We start from the raw sequence: 14,630 nt of genomic DNA on the forward strand, positions 1-14,630 counted from the left end.
GGGCGCGGAGCCTACAGGTCCGCGCCCGGCCCGCCAGGGCCTGATCGGGAAGACAGGTCCTGGTGACGTGAGTCAGAGATTCGGTGGCACTAGGCGGCGACCTTGTCGAGGATCTCGTCGGCCCACACCGAACCAACGGCAAATCTCTGCCTCAGGTCACTAGGGCGCGTCTTTCGGATCGGCCCGGGCCCGCGACGCCCGGTGGCGCCGCGCGCTCACGAGCTCAGCCACCACCGCCCGCTCTCCGTGGACAGCGCGTCCCACAGGAGGTTGAGGGGATGGCCGGGCCCGTAGGACTCCCGCTCGCCGCGCCGGGTGAAGACGCCGACCAGGACCTCGGTCCTGGGGCCCACCTCCCCGACGATCTCCAGGGTGCGCAGCCCGCCGGCTTCCGGGAGACGGCCGTCCGCGGCCGCCTCCCCGATGCCCCGGGTGACCAGCATCGCTCCGCTGACCACCCCTGAGCGCAGCAGCTCGAAGCCGTAGTGCGCGGCCTCTATCTCCGCCGCGATGGACAGTTTCTGCCGGTAGTCGGGGCCGTACCACGAGGTCAGGAAGCGTCCGATGAGGCCGCGCGCCGAGATGACCAGCGGCAGCCCGGGCAGATCGCGGGCGCCGAAGGAGGTGCCGGGGAGCCGGTCCGGCGGCAGATTCGTCAGCAGCGAGAGCCCACTGCGGCGCCACTCCATGACCTCGTACGGAGCCAGTAGCTCCGTTTCCGTGCCTTCCGTGACCACGACGCTGCCGCAGACCAGATCCAGCTCCTTGGAGCGCAGTTTGGCGAAAAAGTCTCCCGTGCGGACATGGGTGACCTTCAGATCCACATCGTCGCGTTCATAGTCCTCGCGGACGCGTTCCACCGCTTCCAGCAGAAAGCCGAGCGTATAGCGGGTGGTGCCGACGGACAGCGTCCTGCCGAGCCGGCGCCGGGCATCGTGCACACCGTCCGTCCACTCGCCCAGCGTGCGCCGCGCCAGGTCGACCAGCGCCTCGCCGGTCGCGGTGAACAAGGCGTCCCTCCCCCGCCCCTGCTTGAGCACCAGCTCCTCGCCGCACAGCGCGGCGAACGTGCGGTTCATGGTGTCCAGTTGCTTTTGCACGCTGGACTGCTCGCGGCCCAGCCGGCGGGCGGCGCCCAGCGCGGTACCCGCCTCGTGGACGACGATCAGCGTGCGCAGCTGGTCCATGGTGGTGTCCAGCAATTCGGTCGGGTACTGCTGCGGACCTGACAAGGCCATGCGCCCCTACTCGCTTTCCCATCCCCTGGAATTCAGGACTGTGCAGCATAGCCCCAACGGAAATCAGCGCCACGGCTCGCTCGTGGCCCGTGCCGGAAGGCCCCGGGGTCACACCCCGGGGCCTTCGTACGGCACTTCCCGTCTACCGGTGTGCCGGGAACTCCACGACCTGCTGATAGGTCGGCCGGTTCTGCCAGCTGATGGTGTCGTGGGTCAGACCGCCCACCGCACGGTGGATGATCGCGTCCGCGCACCACTGGTCGCCGGCCTTGCAGCTGCCGTCGCCCGGGTAGACCTGCTCGGCCGTCTTGCCGTTCGCCTGCTGCAGTGTGGCCAGCAGGGTGTCGCGGCAGACGGACAGCTCACCGCCTCCGCAGTACCGCTGGGCGAGCGGGCCGTCGACCTTGTCGCCGAGCACCGACCGCAGATCCTTGTCCGCATAGCTCCACCAGCCGTACTGGAACGCCGATCCGGCGTGCGCCCCGGTCGGGCCGTGGCCGGCCGACGGTGATTCGTCGATGGCCAGGTTGGCGCGCAGCGCGTCATAGAGATCGCCGCCGAGGCCCGGCTTGAAGACGGTCTCGATCATCTGTGGCCACCAGGCGTCCATCAGGCGCACCGCGTCCGGGTGGGTGTAGGTGTGCGAGCCCGCCGCGGTCTCCCGGCGCTGGGCGCCGTCCTTGCGCCAGGCCTCCAGCTGCTGGACCGCGGTCTTCAGCTTGGGGTCCGTGAGCGGCTTGCTGTTGATCACCCGCAGGAGTTCGGGCAGCACGTCCTCACCGCGCAGGTCGGTGCCGGCGGCCTCGGCCATCGCCCTGGTCAGCGACGCCCGGGTCACCCCGCCGTCCTTGGTCAGCGCGCGTACCCGGTCGTCCAGCAGATTGCCGCGGTGCACCGAGCCGTTGCCGAAACCGGACGAGTCGTAGTCCTTGGCCTGTTTGTTGTTCCAGGAGATGTAGTAGTCCTGGTTGACGGACTGCGGGTGCTGGGCGGGCGGGGTGTAGTCGGTGGTGTTGGTCGTGGGGTCGTAGCCCTTCCACTCGTAGGCGTCGTCCGCCTTGACGGGCAGCGACGGGTCGACAGCGGGGTTGCGGACCGGGTTGAGGCCGCTGTTGTAGTACGCGATGTCGCGGGAGTCCGCGTAGAACCAGTTGAAGGCGTAGCCGATGTGCTGGGCGGCCTTCTGGAAGGTCTTGGCATCGCGCACGTACGACGGGTCGTTGAACATCTGGAAGCCGATGATCGAGTCGGCCTCGTGGCGGTAGGTGGAGCGCTGCGCGGTGTAGGCGACGGGCTTGCCGCCGAGGGTGGCGCGATGGGTGACGGTCCCGTACTTCGTCCGGAAGACCTGCATCCGGTAGGAGCCGGCCGCCGTCGGGTCGGCGATGGTGGGCTTCCAGGAGTTGGTGCGCTCCAGCTTCTCCATGGGGACGCAGGTTCCGCGGTAGCGGTAGGAGGTGGAGTCCTTGGTGGGCTTCGAGCCGTCCGCGTTGCACAGCTCGACGGCGAAGGTGTCGGTGATGTCCTGGCCGGCGGAGGTGGCGCTCCAGGAGTAGTCCTGGCCGCGGCCGAGCTGCACATACATCCCGACGCCCGCGAAGGAGGCGCCACGGGCGCTGATCCCCGGCCCCTGGATCTCCTGGAGCATCAGCAGCTGGGGCGCGAAGTAGCCGGTCTGCGGGCCGAAGACGGCGACGGGGTTGCCGCTTGCGGTGTGCTTGCCGGAGACGAGCAGGGCGTTGGACATCCCGCGGTGCTGGGTGGGGTTGAAGCTGCCCTCGGGCAGCACCCCGTCCTTGAAGAGCCCCTCCAGCTTCTTGAACTTCTTCGGGGCCTTGACCGGGTCCTGGGGCGGGGTCTTGTCCTTGGACGCGGCCGCGCCGGTGCGGTCGAAGACCAGCGGCTCGGGGGTGACCGAGCCGCTGTCGGGCAGCGCCACGCCCTTGGCCTTGGCCGGCTTGACGGCGTACGGGAAGCTGCTGCCGTCGTGCAGCGTCTTCGCGGCCTCGGGGTCGTTCCGCTCCCGGAAGGACTCCCAGACCGCGGTGCCCTTCTCGACGCCGTACTTCTGCTGGGCGGAGAGCAGGGCGAGGGCCGAAGTGACCTCTCCGCCGCCGCCGTTGCCGAAGAGCCCGCCGACGACGGAGGCCAGCGCTATGAGGTCGGTGAGCTTGAAGGGCTTGATCTCACCGGCGTTGGTGAGGGCGTCGACATGGCCGGTGAGCACGTACTCGCCGGGGAAGTAGCGGCCGTTCTTGGACTGTTCGCGGTAGGCGTTGATGCCGTCGACATAGGCCTGGGCATCGGCCATGGCCAGCTTGCCGCGTTCGCCGTTGGAGTCGCGGATGGATTCGACCTGGGCCTGCAGATCGGCTTCGGTGTACGGGGCCTGCGGCCAGAACTGCTGCTCCAGGCCCTGGTTGGCGGGCGCACCGCCGGCGAACGAGGTCAGCTCGCCGCGGCCGATGTGGCGGAAGAGGTCCATCAGCCAGAGCCGGTCCTGGCCCGCGGCGTAGCCGGCGCCGAATTCGGTGCCGTAGCGGGTGGTGCCCTTGATGTGCGGGACGCCGGTCTTCTTGTCGCGGGTGATGGTCACATCGTCGCGCGGCGTGCTGACCTTGCCGACCTGGTCCTTGGGGACGCCGAAGGAGGCGTCGTTGAAGAACTGGGTGAGGGTGTCGTCGGTGAGCGACCGGTAGCCGCTCGCCAGCGCGCCGTAGGGGGCGAGTTGGTCGGTGGAGTGCTCGGGGTGGGTGCCGAACAGCTTGTTGCCGAGGATCTCCATCAGGGTGGCGTTGCCGGTGGCGCCGGGCGGCAGGATGTCGGCGCACTGGTCCTGGCAGTAGTCGTTTCCGTCGGGTGCGGCGGTCGCGGCCGCGGTGGGGGGCGGTGCCAAGAGCGTGGCACCCAAGGCGAACAGGGCTGCCACGGCGGCAGTCCTGAGCCTTCCGGTACGTCGTCGCATTCCTGCTCCTCGATGGGGGTCCCCCTGCTCCTCAGGAGCTCGGGGGAGGGCGGGCGGGACGTTACCGGCGGTTATCCCTGACCGGAAGATGAACAACAGTCACCTTTTCGAATTCCCCACAGCCATCAGCACGGCGCCGCCATGCCACTTCGCGGCACCCGCCACCGAACCCGCAAGAAAGTTCGATGGATCCAGGCGGTGATCGGCTACGTCCCATCGCCGTCCAGTCGGATCCTCCCCATGGAGGTGGGATGGAATGGCCGGTTTCAGAGCCCTCGCAGAACAGGTCCGCAATCCACGACTCGTCGCAGCTCAGCGGCGCACCGCCCTGCGCAAATGCCTTGAGCGCTTCGCCCCTTACGGGCACCGGGCGACCTGGCACCATCTGTGCACCCGGGCCGGTATCGCGACCCAGGACCGCGATCCGGACCCGGAGCGGCTGGTCGCCGCGCTGACCGAGTTGGAGGAGGCCCGCGACCTCTGGCTCGCGTACGAGGAGGAGTTCGCCGCCCGGCGACGCAAGGAGAAGCACGACGGCATCCGTCAGCCCGGCGTGCTCGACGACTGGCACCGCCGGACCTGGGGCGGCTGTGACATCGTGCCGTGCGCCTCACCGCAACGGCATCCGGCGGCCCGCCTCGCGGTGGTGCTGCACAGCGTGATCGTGGCGATGGAGGCCGGACGGCCGCGCCGCGACTGCCCGGTGTGCGGCTCCACCCGCTTCAGCTGGCTCCCGGACACCGGCGACGCCCCCGCGTCCGGGCCGGCCTGCCGGCAGTGCGGTGTGCTGGCCCCGGTGGCCGTGCTGACGCCCGAGGCACTGACGGCCGCGGGACGGGTCGGCGGGGCGGGGGCCTTCGCGGCGGCCTGAACGCGCCACGCAGCTACGGTCTTTGCGAACTCACCCTCGAACTGAAACAACTGTTCACGGGCTGACCACCCACCCCGGCATCGCGCCCGGCGCGGACGTCGGCCCTCCTGCCCGTACGACACCAGGCCGCACGGGCACCCGAAGGAGAGGGTGGACGTCCATGGCCGAACTGCACGATCTGACCGCGCTCGAACAGGCCCAAGGAATCCGGTCCGGTGAGCTCTCCCCCGTCGAGCTCACCGACCACTATCTGGCGCGGATCGAGCGGCTCGACGACACGCTGGGCGCGTTCCTCACCCGTACCCCGGAGATCGCCCGCAAACAGGCCGCGGAGGCCGAGAGTGAGGCCGCCGCGGCCCGTCGCGAGGGCCGCGAACTCCCGCCCCTGCACGGCGTTCCGGTCCCTGTGAAGGACCTCGTCCAGGTCGCGGGCGTGCGCTGCACGATGGGCTCGCGGGCGCTGGCCGAGCATGTGCCGACCGTCGACGACCATGTCGTCGGCAAGCTGCGGGCGGGCGGCACGATCCTGCTCGGCAAGACCAACACCCCCGAATTCGGGCTGCCTTGCTACACGGAGAACGGTCTGGCGCCGCCCGCCCGCACCCCGTGGGACCTGGAGCGCTCGGCGGGCGGCTCCAGCGGCGGGGCGGCCGCGGCCGTCGCCGGCGGGCTGGCGCCCGTCGCGCATGCCAGCGACGGCGGCGGCTCGATCCGTATCCCGGCGTCGGCCTGCGGGCTGTTCGGCATCAAGCCCAGCCGCGGCCGGGTCAGCGGCGGCCCGCTGCTGCACGATGTCACGGGCCTGGCGACGTCCGGCCCGCTGGCCCGTACGGTCGCCGACGCGGCCACTCTGCTGGACGTGCTCGCCGGCACGATGCCCGGCGACCCGTACGCGGCGCCGTCGCTGCCGCCCGGCGATACCTTCGCCTCGCACGCCCTCCGCGACCCCGGACGGCTGCGGATCGCCTGTCTGACCGAGGCGCCCGTCCCCGGCGTCGAGGTCCACCCCGACTGCCGAACCGCCACCGCCGACACCGCCGCGCTGCTGACCGGACTCGGCCACGACGTGGAGGAGTTGTCACTGCCCGCCGACGACGGCATCCGCTACGCCTTCACCCGGGTGTGGTCCGTGGTGGCCGCGCACCGTCCGCTGCCGCCGGAGGCCGAGGAGCTGCTGATGCCGCTCACCCGCTATCTGCGCGGCCGCGGCGCCGCGGTCTCCGGTCCGGACTTCACCCGCTCGATATACGCGTTCCGGATGCTCGCCCAGTCCCTCGCGGACGGTCTGATGCCGCCGGACGGCGGCTATGACGTGATTCTCTCGCCGACCGTGGCCGCGCCGCCGGCACCCGTCGGCGGACTGCGCAACGACGCCGACCCGCAGGCCGAGTTCTCCGCCATCGGCGCCTTCACACCGTTCACCGCGCTCTACAACGCCACCGGTCAGCCCGCGGTCAGCGTCCCGTTGCAGTGGAACGCCGAGGGGCTGCCGATCGGGGTGATGCTGGCCGGCCGGTACGGCGACGAGGCCACCTTGATAGCGCTCTCCGCGCAGCTGGAGCAGGCCCGTCCGTGGGCCGCCCGCAAGCCGTCCATGTGGTGACGGCCGGCGCGCGCCCGTCCCGCCGCGGGACGGGCGCGCGCCGTGCTCATGGGCCGTCCGTGCAGCACCCCTGCTCGTCGGGCGCGTCCCGCTCGCCGCTGCCGCCCGGTGTGCGCTGCTGCTGCTCGCCGCCGGCCCGCTCCCGCGCACCCTCGGGGTCCTTGGCGCTGCGGTCGACCCGCAGCCGCCGTGCGCCGGGCCCCTGTTCACCGAGGTTGTCGTACGGGTTGGACAGCGCGCACTTCTCCAGCGAGAGGCAGCCGCAGCCGATGCAGTCGGTCAACCGGTCGCGCAGTTCGACGAGTTGGCTGATCCGCTCGTCCAGCTCGGAGCGCCAGACCTCGGAGAGCCGGGCCCAGTCGGCACGGTTGGGGGTGCGCTCGTCGGGCAGCTCCGCGAGCGCGTCACGGATCACCGCCAGCGGGATCCCGACCCGCTGCGCGGCCCGCACGAACGCGACCCGGCGCAGCGCGTCACGGGTGTAGCGGCGCTGGTTGCCCGCCGTGCGGGTGCTGCTGATCAGCCCCTTGGACTCGTAGAAGTGCAGCGCGGAGACCGCGGCGCCGCTACGCGCGGAGAGCTGGCCGACGGAGAGCTCATGAACCTTGTACGGAAGCTGGGGCACGGTTCAACCCTAGGGCCTGTCCGGCTCTGATCCGCAGGGCAGGCCCCGGCCGCCGGGGAGGGCCGAGGCGTTGACAGCGGGTACCCGCACTCCGCATCCTGAGCAAGCGCTTAGTAAGCGCCGGCCGGTCTACGACGGCGGCAGACGGATCCCAAGGAGGCAGACGGAGATGGCAGAGCCCCGAGTGTTTGGATCGCTCGACGAACTGCGGGCCGCGGTCGGCGAGGAGCTCGGCACCAGCGACTGGCTGGAGATCGACCAGAAGCGGATCGATCTGTTCGCGGACGCCACCGGCGATCACCAGTGGATCCATGTGGACCAGGAGAAGGCCGCGGCCGGCCCCTTCGGCACCACCATCGCGCACGGCTATCTGACGCTGTCGCTGCTGCCCGCCCTCGTACCGCAGCTGATGCGGGTGGACAACGTGAAGATGGGGATCAACTACGGCACGAACAAGGTGCGTTTCCCCGCCACCGTCCCGGTCGGCTCGCGGGTGCGCGCCACCGCCAGGATCGCCGAGGTGACCGAGGTGTCCGGCGGTGTGCAGCTCGCCACGGTCGTGACGATCGAGCGCGAGGGCGGCGACAAGCCGGTGTGTGTCGCGGAGACGGTCAGCCGCTTTTACCTGTAGCCGCCCCGCCGGGCCCGCCCGCCGGGGCGCCCACCATGCGCAGGACGAGGTCGGCGTAGAGCGCGCCGACCTCGTCGGGCGTGCGCGGGCCGTCCGACGAGAACCAGCGGGCGACGTCCACGCACAGCGACAGCACCGCGAGGGTGGTGCCCGGCACGTCGTCGGCCCGGAACTCCCCGCTGTCCGCGCCGTCCTGGATGATCTGCCGCAGCAGCCGGTCGGTCCTGCGGCGCAGATCGGCGATCTCGGTGTAGTGCTCCGGGCTCAGCGCCTGGAGTTCGTACTGGATGACCCGGGCGGTGGTGTGGTGCTCGGCGTGCCAGCGGGCGAAGGTGCGTACGGCGTCGCGGAGCCGCTCGGTGGCGCTGCCCTCGGCCTCGGCGGCGGCTCCCATGATGCGCAGCGCCTTTTCGTGGCCGATGCCGCTGATGCGGTAGAGCAGCTCTTCCTTGGTCTTGTAGTGGATGTAGAGGGCGGCCGGGCTCATACCGGCCCGGCCGGCGATGTCACGGGTGGTGGTGGCGTGGTAGCCGCGCTCGGCGAACGCCTCGACGGCGGCGCTGACCAGCCGCCGCGCGGCGTCCGGAGTCACCCCGCCCCACTCCTCCCGCTCCTCCGCAGCCTGCTCCGCCGCCGCACCCATCGCGCACCCCGCTCCTCGACCCGCCAGGGACGTTCCTCTGACGGATCGAACACCATACCGCGCCGCTGAGCAAGCGCTTAGGTCCGGTGGGGTACGGCGGGAGAGACCCGGACCCGTGCGTCAGAAGGCGGAGACGCCGGTCAGCGCGCGGCCGATGACCAGCTTCTGTATCTGGCTGGTGCCCTCGTACAGCGTCATCACCCGGGCGTCCCGCAGCAGCTTGCCGACCGGGTACTCGTCGATGTAGCCATAGCCGCCGAAGACCTGGAGGGCGTTGTTGGCGGCGCGCACCGCGGCCTCGGAGGCGAACAGTTTGGCCTGGGACGCCGCGGTGACGAACGGCTCGCCGCGCTCGATCAGATCGGCGACCCGCCAGGTCAGCAGGCGCGCGGCATCCACGTCCACGGCGATATCGCTGATCAGCTCCTGCACCAGCTGGTGCCGGGCGATCGGCTTGCCGAACTGCTCGCGCTGCCCGGCATAGCCGACCGCGGCGTCCAGCGCGGCCTGGGCGATGCCCACACAGCCCGCCGCGACCGACATCCGGCCCTTGGCCAGCGCGGACATCGCCACCGAGAAGCCCTTGCCCTCGGGTCCCAGCATGGCGGCGGCGGGAACCCGTACGCCGTCCAGGACCAGCTCCGCGGTGGCCTGGCCGCGCAGCCCCAGCTTCCCGTGGATCTCCCGGCGTTGCAGACCCGGGGTGTCGGTCGGTACGAGGAAGGCGCTGATGCCCTTGTGGCCGGGCGCGTCGCCGGTGCGGGCGAAGAGCAGCACGACATCGGCCCAGGTGCCGTTGGTGATGAACGTCTTGGCGCCGTCGATGACGTAGCCGTCGCCGTCCCGGACCGCCCGGGTGGTCAGGTTGCCCGCGTCGGAGCCGGTGCCCGGCTCGGTGAGGCCGAAGCAGCCGACCGCGTCGCCGGAGGTGAGCCGCGGCAGCCACTCCCGCTTCTGCCGGTCGTCGCCCCAGGAGGCGAGGGTCTTGGCCACCAGCCCGAGCGAGACCGAGACGATGCCGCGCACCGAGGAGTCGCCGCGGCCCAGTTCCTCGGTGACCAGGACGTAGGAGAGATGGTCGCCGCCGGATCCGCCGTACTCCTCGGGGACGGTGAGCCCGAGGAACCCGAGGTCGCCGAGCTTCTTCACGATGCCGCGGTCGACCTGCTCCGCGCGGTCCCAGGCCGCGGCATACGGGGTGATCTCGCGGTCGACGAAGTCCTTGGCGAGCTGCCGCACCGCGGTCTGCTCCGCGCTGAGCTCCAGGTTCATCTCGGGCCCCCTGTGGACGAGAACGGTTGACCGGGTCATTAATTAGCACTGCTAGTTTTTGCTGGGCAGCCCCTACTATGTGCGTCATGGCCCGACCCCGCAAGCCCCTGCTGAGCCGCGAGCGCATCGTCTCCACGGCGCTGCAGCTGATCGACTCCGAAGGGCTGCCGGCGCTCTCCACCCGGCGGCTGGCGGCGGAGCTGGGCGTGAGCGGGCCGTCCCTCTACAACCACTTCACGACCAAGGACGAGATCCTCGACGCGGTCGCCGACACCGTCATCGCCAAGGTCGATGTATCGACGTTCGAGACCGGCACCGACTGGCGCGCCGGGCTGCTCGACTGGGCCCGCTCCTACCGCGCCGCGCTCGCCGCGCATCCGCATATCGTGCCGTTCCTCGCCCAGGGCCCCGGCCGCCGGCCGGCCGGGCTGAAGATGGCCGATGCGGCGTTCGGCGGCATGGTCGAGGCGGGCTGGCCGCCCGCACAGGCCACCAGGGTCTGTGCGATGGTCCGCTACTTCGTGGCGGGCTCCGCCCTGGGCTCCTTCGCCCGCGGCTTCGTGGACGACCCGAGCGCCTACGACCCGGCCGACTACCCGCACCTGGGTCAGGCGCACCTCTTGGCGGAGCATCAGCGCCAGGTGGACGAGGGCGCGTTCGAGGCCGGTCTGCGGGCCCTGGTGGACGGCCTGGCACTGCACCACCCGGAACTCGCACCGCCGGACGGCCGCTGACCTTCCCCTACGGGACACCCCGGCCGCCCGACTCCGTCCGCTCACCCGGCCGTGCGGCCGCCGCACGGCGGGTCAGCAGCCAGATCGAGGCCGGTGGCGACCGTGCGGCGGCTGCGGGCGGAGGGTGGTGTGCCGGTGCTGTCGTGTGGCGCGGAGGGGGCCGTGTCCATGCGTGCACACTCCGGGGGTGCGGGAAGGGATGGGGGGCGGCGCCGTGATGTCGGGCGAACTCCCCCACGTCTTAAGGGCGCGGGGGCCCCATCGACCGGCCGGTACGGCGTCAACGGACCGCGCACCACGAGTTTTTCGGCGACCGAACCACGCGGGCCGGGGGCGCTTCCCTCGTCCCCGGCCCCAACCCCTCCCCTGTTGCCTCAGAAGACGACCAGCGCCCGGCCGCCCTTGCCCGCCAGCATGGCGTCGAACGCGGCCGGGATGCCCTCCAGGCCGATGCGCTCGGTGACCAGCGCGGACAGGTCGAGCGCGCCGGAGCGGACGTGTTCGGCGATCACCGGGAGGTCGCGCGCCGGGTCGCTGTTGCCGTAGACACAGCCGGCGAGCGTCCGGCCGAAGTAGAAGATCTCCAGGGCGGAGAAGGTCACCTGCTGGTCCTGGCCGCCGATCCCGACGACCGTCGTACGGCCGCCGCGCCGGGTGGCCGACCAGGCCGTACGGATCGTGTCGGCGCGCCCCACGCACTCCACGGCGACATCGGCACCCACGCCCCCGGTGAGCTTGCGGATCCGCTTGGCGGTGTCCTCCGTGGACAGCACGAACTCGGTGGCGCCCGCCGCGCGGGCCAGCTCCTCCTTCTCCGGCGAGACATCGACCGCGACGATCGTGCCCGCGCCCGCGATCCGCGCCGCCTGCAGCGTGGCGAGGCCGACGCCGCCGACGCCGAAGACGGCGACCGACTCCCCCGCCCGCACCTGGGCGCTGTGGTGCACGGCGCCCCAGCCGGTGAGCACCGCACAGCCGAGCAGCGCGGCGTCGGCGAGCGGCACCCCGGCCGGCAGCGGCAGCGCGGCGTGCGCGGGCACCACGGTCTCCTCGGCGAACGCGGCGGTACCCAGGCCCGGGTAGAGCGCACTGCCGTCGGCGGCGAGCGTGGCGTACGGCGCGTTCGCCGCGAGGCCGGAGTGGGCGCACAGCCAGGGCTCGGCCAGCCCGCAGAAGTGGCAGTCGCCGCAGGACGGCGCCCAGTTGAGGACGACCTGGTCGCCGGGGGCCACCGTCGTCACCTCGGGTCCGACCGCGGTGACGGTGCCCGCGCCCTCGTGGCCGAGGACGGCCGGGGCGGGCTGGCGGAGGGTGCCGTTGGACAGCGACAGGTCGGAGTGACAGACACCGGCGGCGGCGAGCCGGATACGGACCTGGCCGGGGCCGGGCGCGGGCAGGTCGATCTCGGCGACCCGGAGCGGGGCGTTGACAGCGGGCAGTACGGCGGCGCGGACCACAAGGTCTCCTCGTTCGCGGGACGGCGGGACGGCGGGACAGGGTAGTGCTGCACGGCCGGGAGGCGGCATCCGCCCCCGCCGTGCAGCCCGGTCAGAACTGGAGCGACTTGGTCTGGAGGTACTCGGCCAGTCCGTGCGGGCCCAGTTCCCGGCCGACGCCGGACTGCTTGTAACCGCCGAACGGGGCGAGGGGGTTGAAACGGCCGCCGTTGATGTCCACCTGCCCGGTGTCCAGGCGCCGGGCGAAGGCGACCGCCGTCTCCTGGTCGCCCGCCCACACCGCCCCGCCCAGCCCGTAGGCGGAGTCGTTGGCGATGCGCAGCGCCTCCTCCTCGCTCTCGTACTTCAGGATCGACACGACCGGGCCGAAGATCTCCTCCTGCGCGATCGTCATGTCCGTCGTGACGTCGGCGAAGACGGTGGGGCGTACGTAGTAGCCCCGCTCCCGGCCCTCGGGCGCGTCCGGTCCGCCCGCCACCAGGCGTGCGCCCTCCTGCACACCGCGCTCGATGTAGCCGCGCACCCGGTCGCGCTGCTTGGCGTTGACGACCGGGCCCAGCCGGCTCGCGTCGTCCTGCGGGTCGCCCACGAGGTAGCCGCCCACGGCCTCCGCTGCCAGCGCCACCGCTTCCTCGTACTGGTCGCGGTGCACCAGCATCCGGGTCAGGGCATTGCAGGACTGGCCGGAGTTGCGCATCACATCGGCGACGTTGACCTGCACCGCCTTGGCCAGATCGGCGCCCGGAAGGATGACGTTGGCGGACTTGCCGCCGAGTTCGAGGGCGACCCGCTTGACGCCACCGCCGGCGATCGCGCCGATCTTCCTGCCGACCGCGGTCGATCCGGTGAAGGACACCAGGTCCACGTCCGGGTGCTCGGCCAACGCCTGGCCCGCGACGTGGCCGAGCCCGGTGACGAGGTTGAAGACACCGGCCGGTACGCCCGCCGCGTCCACGCACTCGGCGAAGAGCTGGGCGGTGAGCGGGGTGTCCTCGGCGGGCTTGAGGACGACGGTGCAGCCCGCGGCGAGCGCCGGAGCGATCTTGTTGACGACCTGGTGCAGCGGGTAGTTCCAGGGCGTGATCGCGGAGACCACGCCGACCGGCTCGTGGTAGACGGTGGAGTTGCCGATGCGCTCCTCGAAGGAGTAGGAGGCGGCCAGTTCGGCGTACGAGCCGGTGACCACGACCGGCAGCGCGGCCTGCACCCGCCGGCTGAAACCGAGTGTGGCGCCCAGCTCGGCGGTGATGGTCCGGGCGATCTCCTCCGTACGGGCGGCGAGTTGGTCGCGCAGCGCGGACAGCCGGGCGGCGCGCTCGGCCGGGGCGGTGGCGGCCCACCCGGGCAGCGCGGCGCGGGCGGCGCGCACGGCGGCGTCCACGTCCTCCGCCGTGCCGGCCGGGACGGTCGCGATGACCCGTTCGTCGGCCGGGTTGACCACCTCGATCGTCCCGGCCCCCGCGGCGGGCCGCCAGGTGCCGTCGATGAACATCGCGTCGTGGTGCTTCACTTCGTCGTCCTCCCGAGCCGGCTGCTGGTCATCGCCCCTAAACTAGCGCCGGTAGTTTTGCGCCGCCAGGCCGGATCCCCTCAAGCCTCGGCGGTTGGCTTGTGCATCTCCGCCATCACGCTGACGAATCCTGCACCGCCGTGGCCCGCGACGATGGTCCGGTCGACGAGGCCTTTGACGGCGGTGAGCACCTCGGTGTTGATGCCGCGGTGCTCGGCCGCCTCGATGATGTGCGCGATACCCGCCGCCTCCATGACGATGTTGTCCTGGTCGCCGGAGAAGACGCCGCGGTCCAGATCCTCGGCCATGTCCGCGGCGATGGCGGGCAGGATGCCGACGATCGTCTCGGTGAACAGCGTGAACTCCTTGGCCTTGATGCCCTCGGCCCCGGCCAGCGCGAAGGCGTGCACGAGACCGGCCATCGCCGAGTAGAAGAAGCCGAGCAGCGCGAGATCGTGCACCGCCGCCATGCCGTGGTCGGCGCCCAGATAGGGCGCCTGACCGCCGAGCGCCTCGAGCGTCGACCCGTACGTCTCGAACGCCTCCCGCGAGCCGCTGTAGAGGATGGTCGCCGCGGGCTGTCCGATGACCGGCGTCGGCACCATGATCGAGCCGTCGAGGTAGTCGATGCCGTGTCCGGCGGCCCATGCGGCGGCGGCCCGCGAGCGCTCCGGGGTGTCGGAGGTGAGGTTGACCAGCACCCGGCCGGACAGCTGCGCACCGACCGGCTCCAGGATCGCGTGGGACGCGGCGTAATCCAGTACGCACACGATCACCAGCGGGCTCGCGGCCACCGCCTCGGCCGCCGAGTCCGCGCGGACCGCGCCGAGCTCGACCAGCTCGTCGGCCCTGCCGGGCGTACGGTTCCAGACCGTCGTGGGGTGACCGGCCCGGAGGAAGGCGCCGGCCAGCGCACGCCCCATCGCGCCGAGGCCGAGGACGGTCACCGGGGTGCGGGTGGCGTCCGCGTCGTCGGCGCCATTCGTCCGGTTCGGGTGGTTGTTCGTCTTGTTCATGTCGTTCGCGGTGCTCATGGGGGTGCTCCCTACACATGGTGCCCGGCCCGGTGCCGGACCCGCTG

The 14,630-nt window shown here is 71.7% G+C and carries 13 protein-coding genes; 4 read left to right on the forward strand and 9 right to left on the reverse strand.

What is annotated here, in order from left to right; translation table 11 throughout:
• Window positions 1-215 precede the first annotated feature (215 nt).
• Window positions 216-1,238 carry a LysR family transcriptional regulator gene (locus KI385_RS10765; RefSeq protein WP_238571965.1) on the reverse strand — a complete coding sequence of 341 codons (1,023 nt, stop codon included), beginning with the start codon at window positions 1,236-1,238 and terminating at the stop codon, window positions 216-218.
• A gap of 142 nt (window positions 1,239-1,380) precedes the next feature.
• Window positions 1,381-4,203 carry a penicillin acylase family protein gene (locus tag KI385_RS10770; protein ID WP_238571966.1) on the reverse strand — a complete coding sequence of 941 codons (2,823 nt, stop codon included), beginning with the start codon at window positions 4,201-4,203 and terminating at the stop codon, window positions 1,381-1,383.
• A 256-nt stretch (window positions 4,204-4,459) separates the two neighbouring features.
• On the opposite strand from KI385_RS10770, the gene KI385_RS10775 reads away from it, so the two are divergent.
• Both KI385_RS10775 and KI385_RS10780 read left to right on the forward strand, forming a co-directional pair.
• A complete protein-coding gene (locus KI385_RS10775) occupies window positions 4,460-5,074 on the forward strand; it encodes a hypothetical protein (protein WP_238571967.1) in 615 nt (204 codons plus the stop codon).
• A gap of 160 nt (window positions 5,075-5,234) precedes the next feature.
• Window positions 5,235-6,677, forward strand: a complete 1,443-nt coding sequence (locus KI385_RS10780) for an amidase (RefSeq protein ID WP_238571968.1) — start codon at window positions 5,235-5,237, stop codon at window positions 6,675-6,677.
• Window positions 6,678-6,723: 46 nt separating this feature from the next.
• Here the strand turns inward: KI385_RS10780 and soxR are convergent, their stop codons facing one another.
• The gene (gene soxR, locus KI385_RS10785; protein WP_238571969.1) at window positions 6,724-7,302 is read right to left on the reverse strand and encodes a redox-sensitive transcriptional activator SoxR; all 579 of its coding nucleotides are present in this window, start codon (window positions 7,300-7,302) and stop codon (window positions 6,724-6,726) included.
• Between the two features lie 169 nt (window positions 7,303-7,471).
• On the opposite strand from soxR, the gene KI385_RS10790 reads away from it, so the two are divergent.
• Complete coding sequence (locus KI385_RS10790) at window positions 7,472-7,933, forward strand: MaoC family dehydratase (RefSeq protein ID WP_128511129.1); 462 nt, start codon at window positions 7,472-7,474, stop codon at window positions 7,931-7,933.
• Here the strand turns inward: KI385_RS10790 and KI385_RS10795 are convergent.
• Complete coding sequence (locus KI385_RS10795; RefSeq protein ID WP_238571970.1) at window positions 7,914-8,576, reverse strand: TetR/AcrR family transcriptional regulator; 663 nt, start codon at window positions 8,574-8,576, stop codon at window positions 7,914-7,916. The genes KI385_RS10790 and KI385_RS10795 overlap by 20 nt on opposite strands.
• 120 nt (window positions 8,577-8,696) lie before the next feature.
• Window positions 8,697-9,848 (reverse strand): acyl-CoA dehydrogenase family protein, encoded by a 1,152-nt coding sequence (locus KI385_RS10800; RefSeq protein ID WP_238571971.1) that lies wholly within the window; start codon window positions 9,846-9,848, stop codon window positions 8,697-8,699.
• An 86-nt stretch (window positions 9,849-9,934) separates the two neighbouring features.
• Between KI385_RS10800 and KI385_RS10805 the strand changes: the two genes are divergently transcribed.
• On the forward strand, window positions 9,935-10,582 hold the full coding sequence (locus KI385_RS10805; RefSeq protein WP_238571972.1) for a TetR/AcrR family transcriptional regulator: 648 nt from the start codon (window positions 9,935-9,937) through the stop codon (window positions 10,580-10,582).
• 41 nt (window positions 10,583-10,623) lie between these two features.
• On the opposite strand, the gene KI385_RS43895 is transcribed toward KI385_RS10805, so the two are convergent.
• The 4 genes from KI385_RS43895 to KI385_RS10820 form a co-directional block, all read right to left on the reverse strand.
• The gene (locus KI385_RS43895; RefSeq protein WP_281066837.1) at window positions 10,624-10,752 is read right to left on the reverse strand and encodes a hypothetical protein; all 129 of its coding nucleotides are present in this window, start codon (window positions 10,750-10,752) and stop codon (window positions 10,624-10,626) included.
• 204 nt (window positions 10,753-10,956) lie between these two features.
• Window positions 10,957-12,039, reverse strand: coding sequence for a Zn-dependent alcohol dehydrogenase (locus KI385_RS10810; RefSeq protein ID WP_238571973.1), 1,083 nt, complete (start codon window positions 12,037-12,039; stop codon window positions 10,957-10,959).
• A gap of 91 nt (window positions 12,040-12,130) precedes the next feature.
• On the reverse strand, window positions 12,131-13,549 hold the full coding sequence (locus KI385_RS10815; protein ID WP_238571974.1) for an aldehyde dehydrogenase family protein: 1,419 nt from the start codon (window positions 13,547-13,549) through the stop codon (window positions 12,131-12,133).
• Between the two features lie 80 nt (window positions 13,550-13,629).
• Complete coding sequence (locus tag KI385_RS10820; protein ID WP_483439813.1) at window positions 13,630-14,565, reverse strand: NAD(P)-dependent oxidoreductase; 936 nt, start codon at window positions 14,563-14,565, stop codon at window positions 13,630-13,632.
• Between the last annotated feature and the right edge of the window lie 65 nt (window positions 14,566-14,630).

This window comes from Streptomyces inhibens, assembly GCF_022221585.1.
Taxonomy (GTDB): Bacteria; Actinomycetota; Actinomycetes; order Streptomycetales; family Streptomycetaceae; genus Streptomyces; species Streptomyces inhibens.

Excerpts from the sequence above, each read along its gene's own strand:
- KI385_RS10765 (WP_238571965.1), bottom strand. The coding sequence starts at position 1,238 with ATGGCCTTGTCAGGTCCGCAGCAGTACCCGACCGAATTGCTGGACACC.
- KI385_RS10770 (WP_238571966.1), bottom strand. The coding sequence starts at position 4,203 with ATGCGACGACGTACCGGAAGGCTCAGGACTGCCGCCGTGGCAGCCCTG.
- KI385_RS10775 (WP_238571967.1), top strand. The coding sequence starts at position 4,460 with ATGGCCGGTTTCAGAGCCCTCGCAGAACAGGTCCGCAATCCACGACTC.
- KI385_RS10780 (WP_238571968.1), top strand. The coding sequence starts at position 5,235 with ATGGCCGAACTGCACGATCTGACCGCGCTCGAACAGGCCCAAGGAATC.
- KI385_RS10790 (WP_128511129.1), top strand. The coding sequence starts at position 7,472 with ATGGCAGAGCCCCGAGTGTTTGGATCGCTCGACGAACTGCGGGCCGCG.
- KI385_RS10795 (WP_238571970.1), bottom strand. The coding sequence starts at position 8,576 with ATGGGTGCGGCGGCGGAGCAGGCTGCGGAGGAGCGGGAGGAGTGGGGC.
- KI385_RS10800 (WP_238571971.1), bottom strand. The coding sequence starts at position 9,848 with ATGAACCTGGAGCTCAGCGCGGAGCAGACCGCGGTGCGGCAGCTCGCC.
- KI385_RS10805 (WP_238571972.1), top strand. The coding sequence starts at position 9,935 with ATGGCCCGACCCCGCAAGCCCCTGCTGAGCCGCGAGCGCATCGTCTCC.
- KI385_RS43895 (WP_281066837.1), bottom strand. The coding sequence starts at position 10,752 with ATGGACACGGCCCCCTCCGCGCCACACGACAGCACCGGCACACCACCC.
- KI385_RS10820 (WP_483439813.1), bottom strand. The coding sequence starts at position 14,565 with ATGAACAAGACGAACAACCACCCGAACCGGACGAATGGCGCCGACGAC.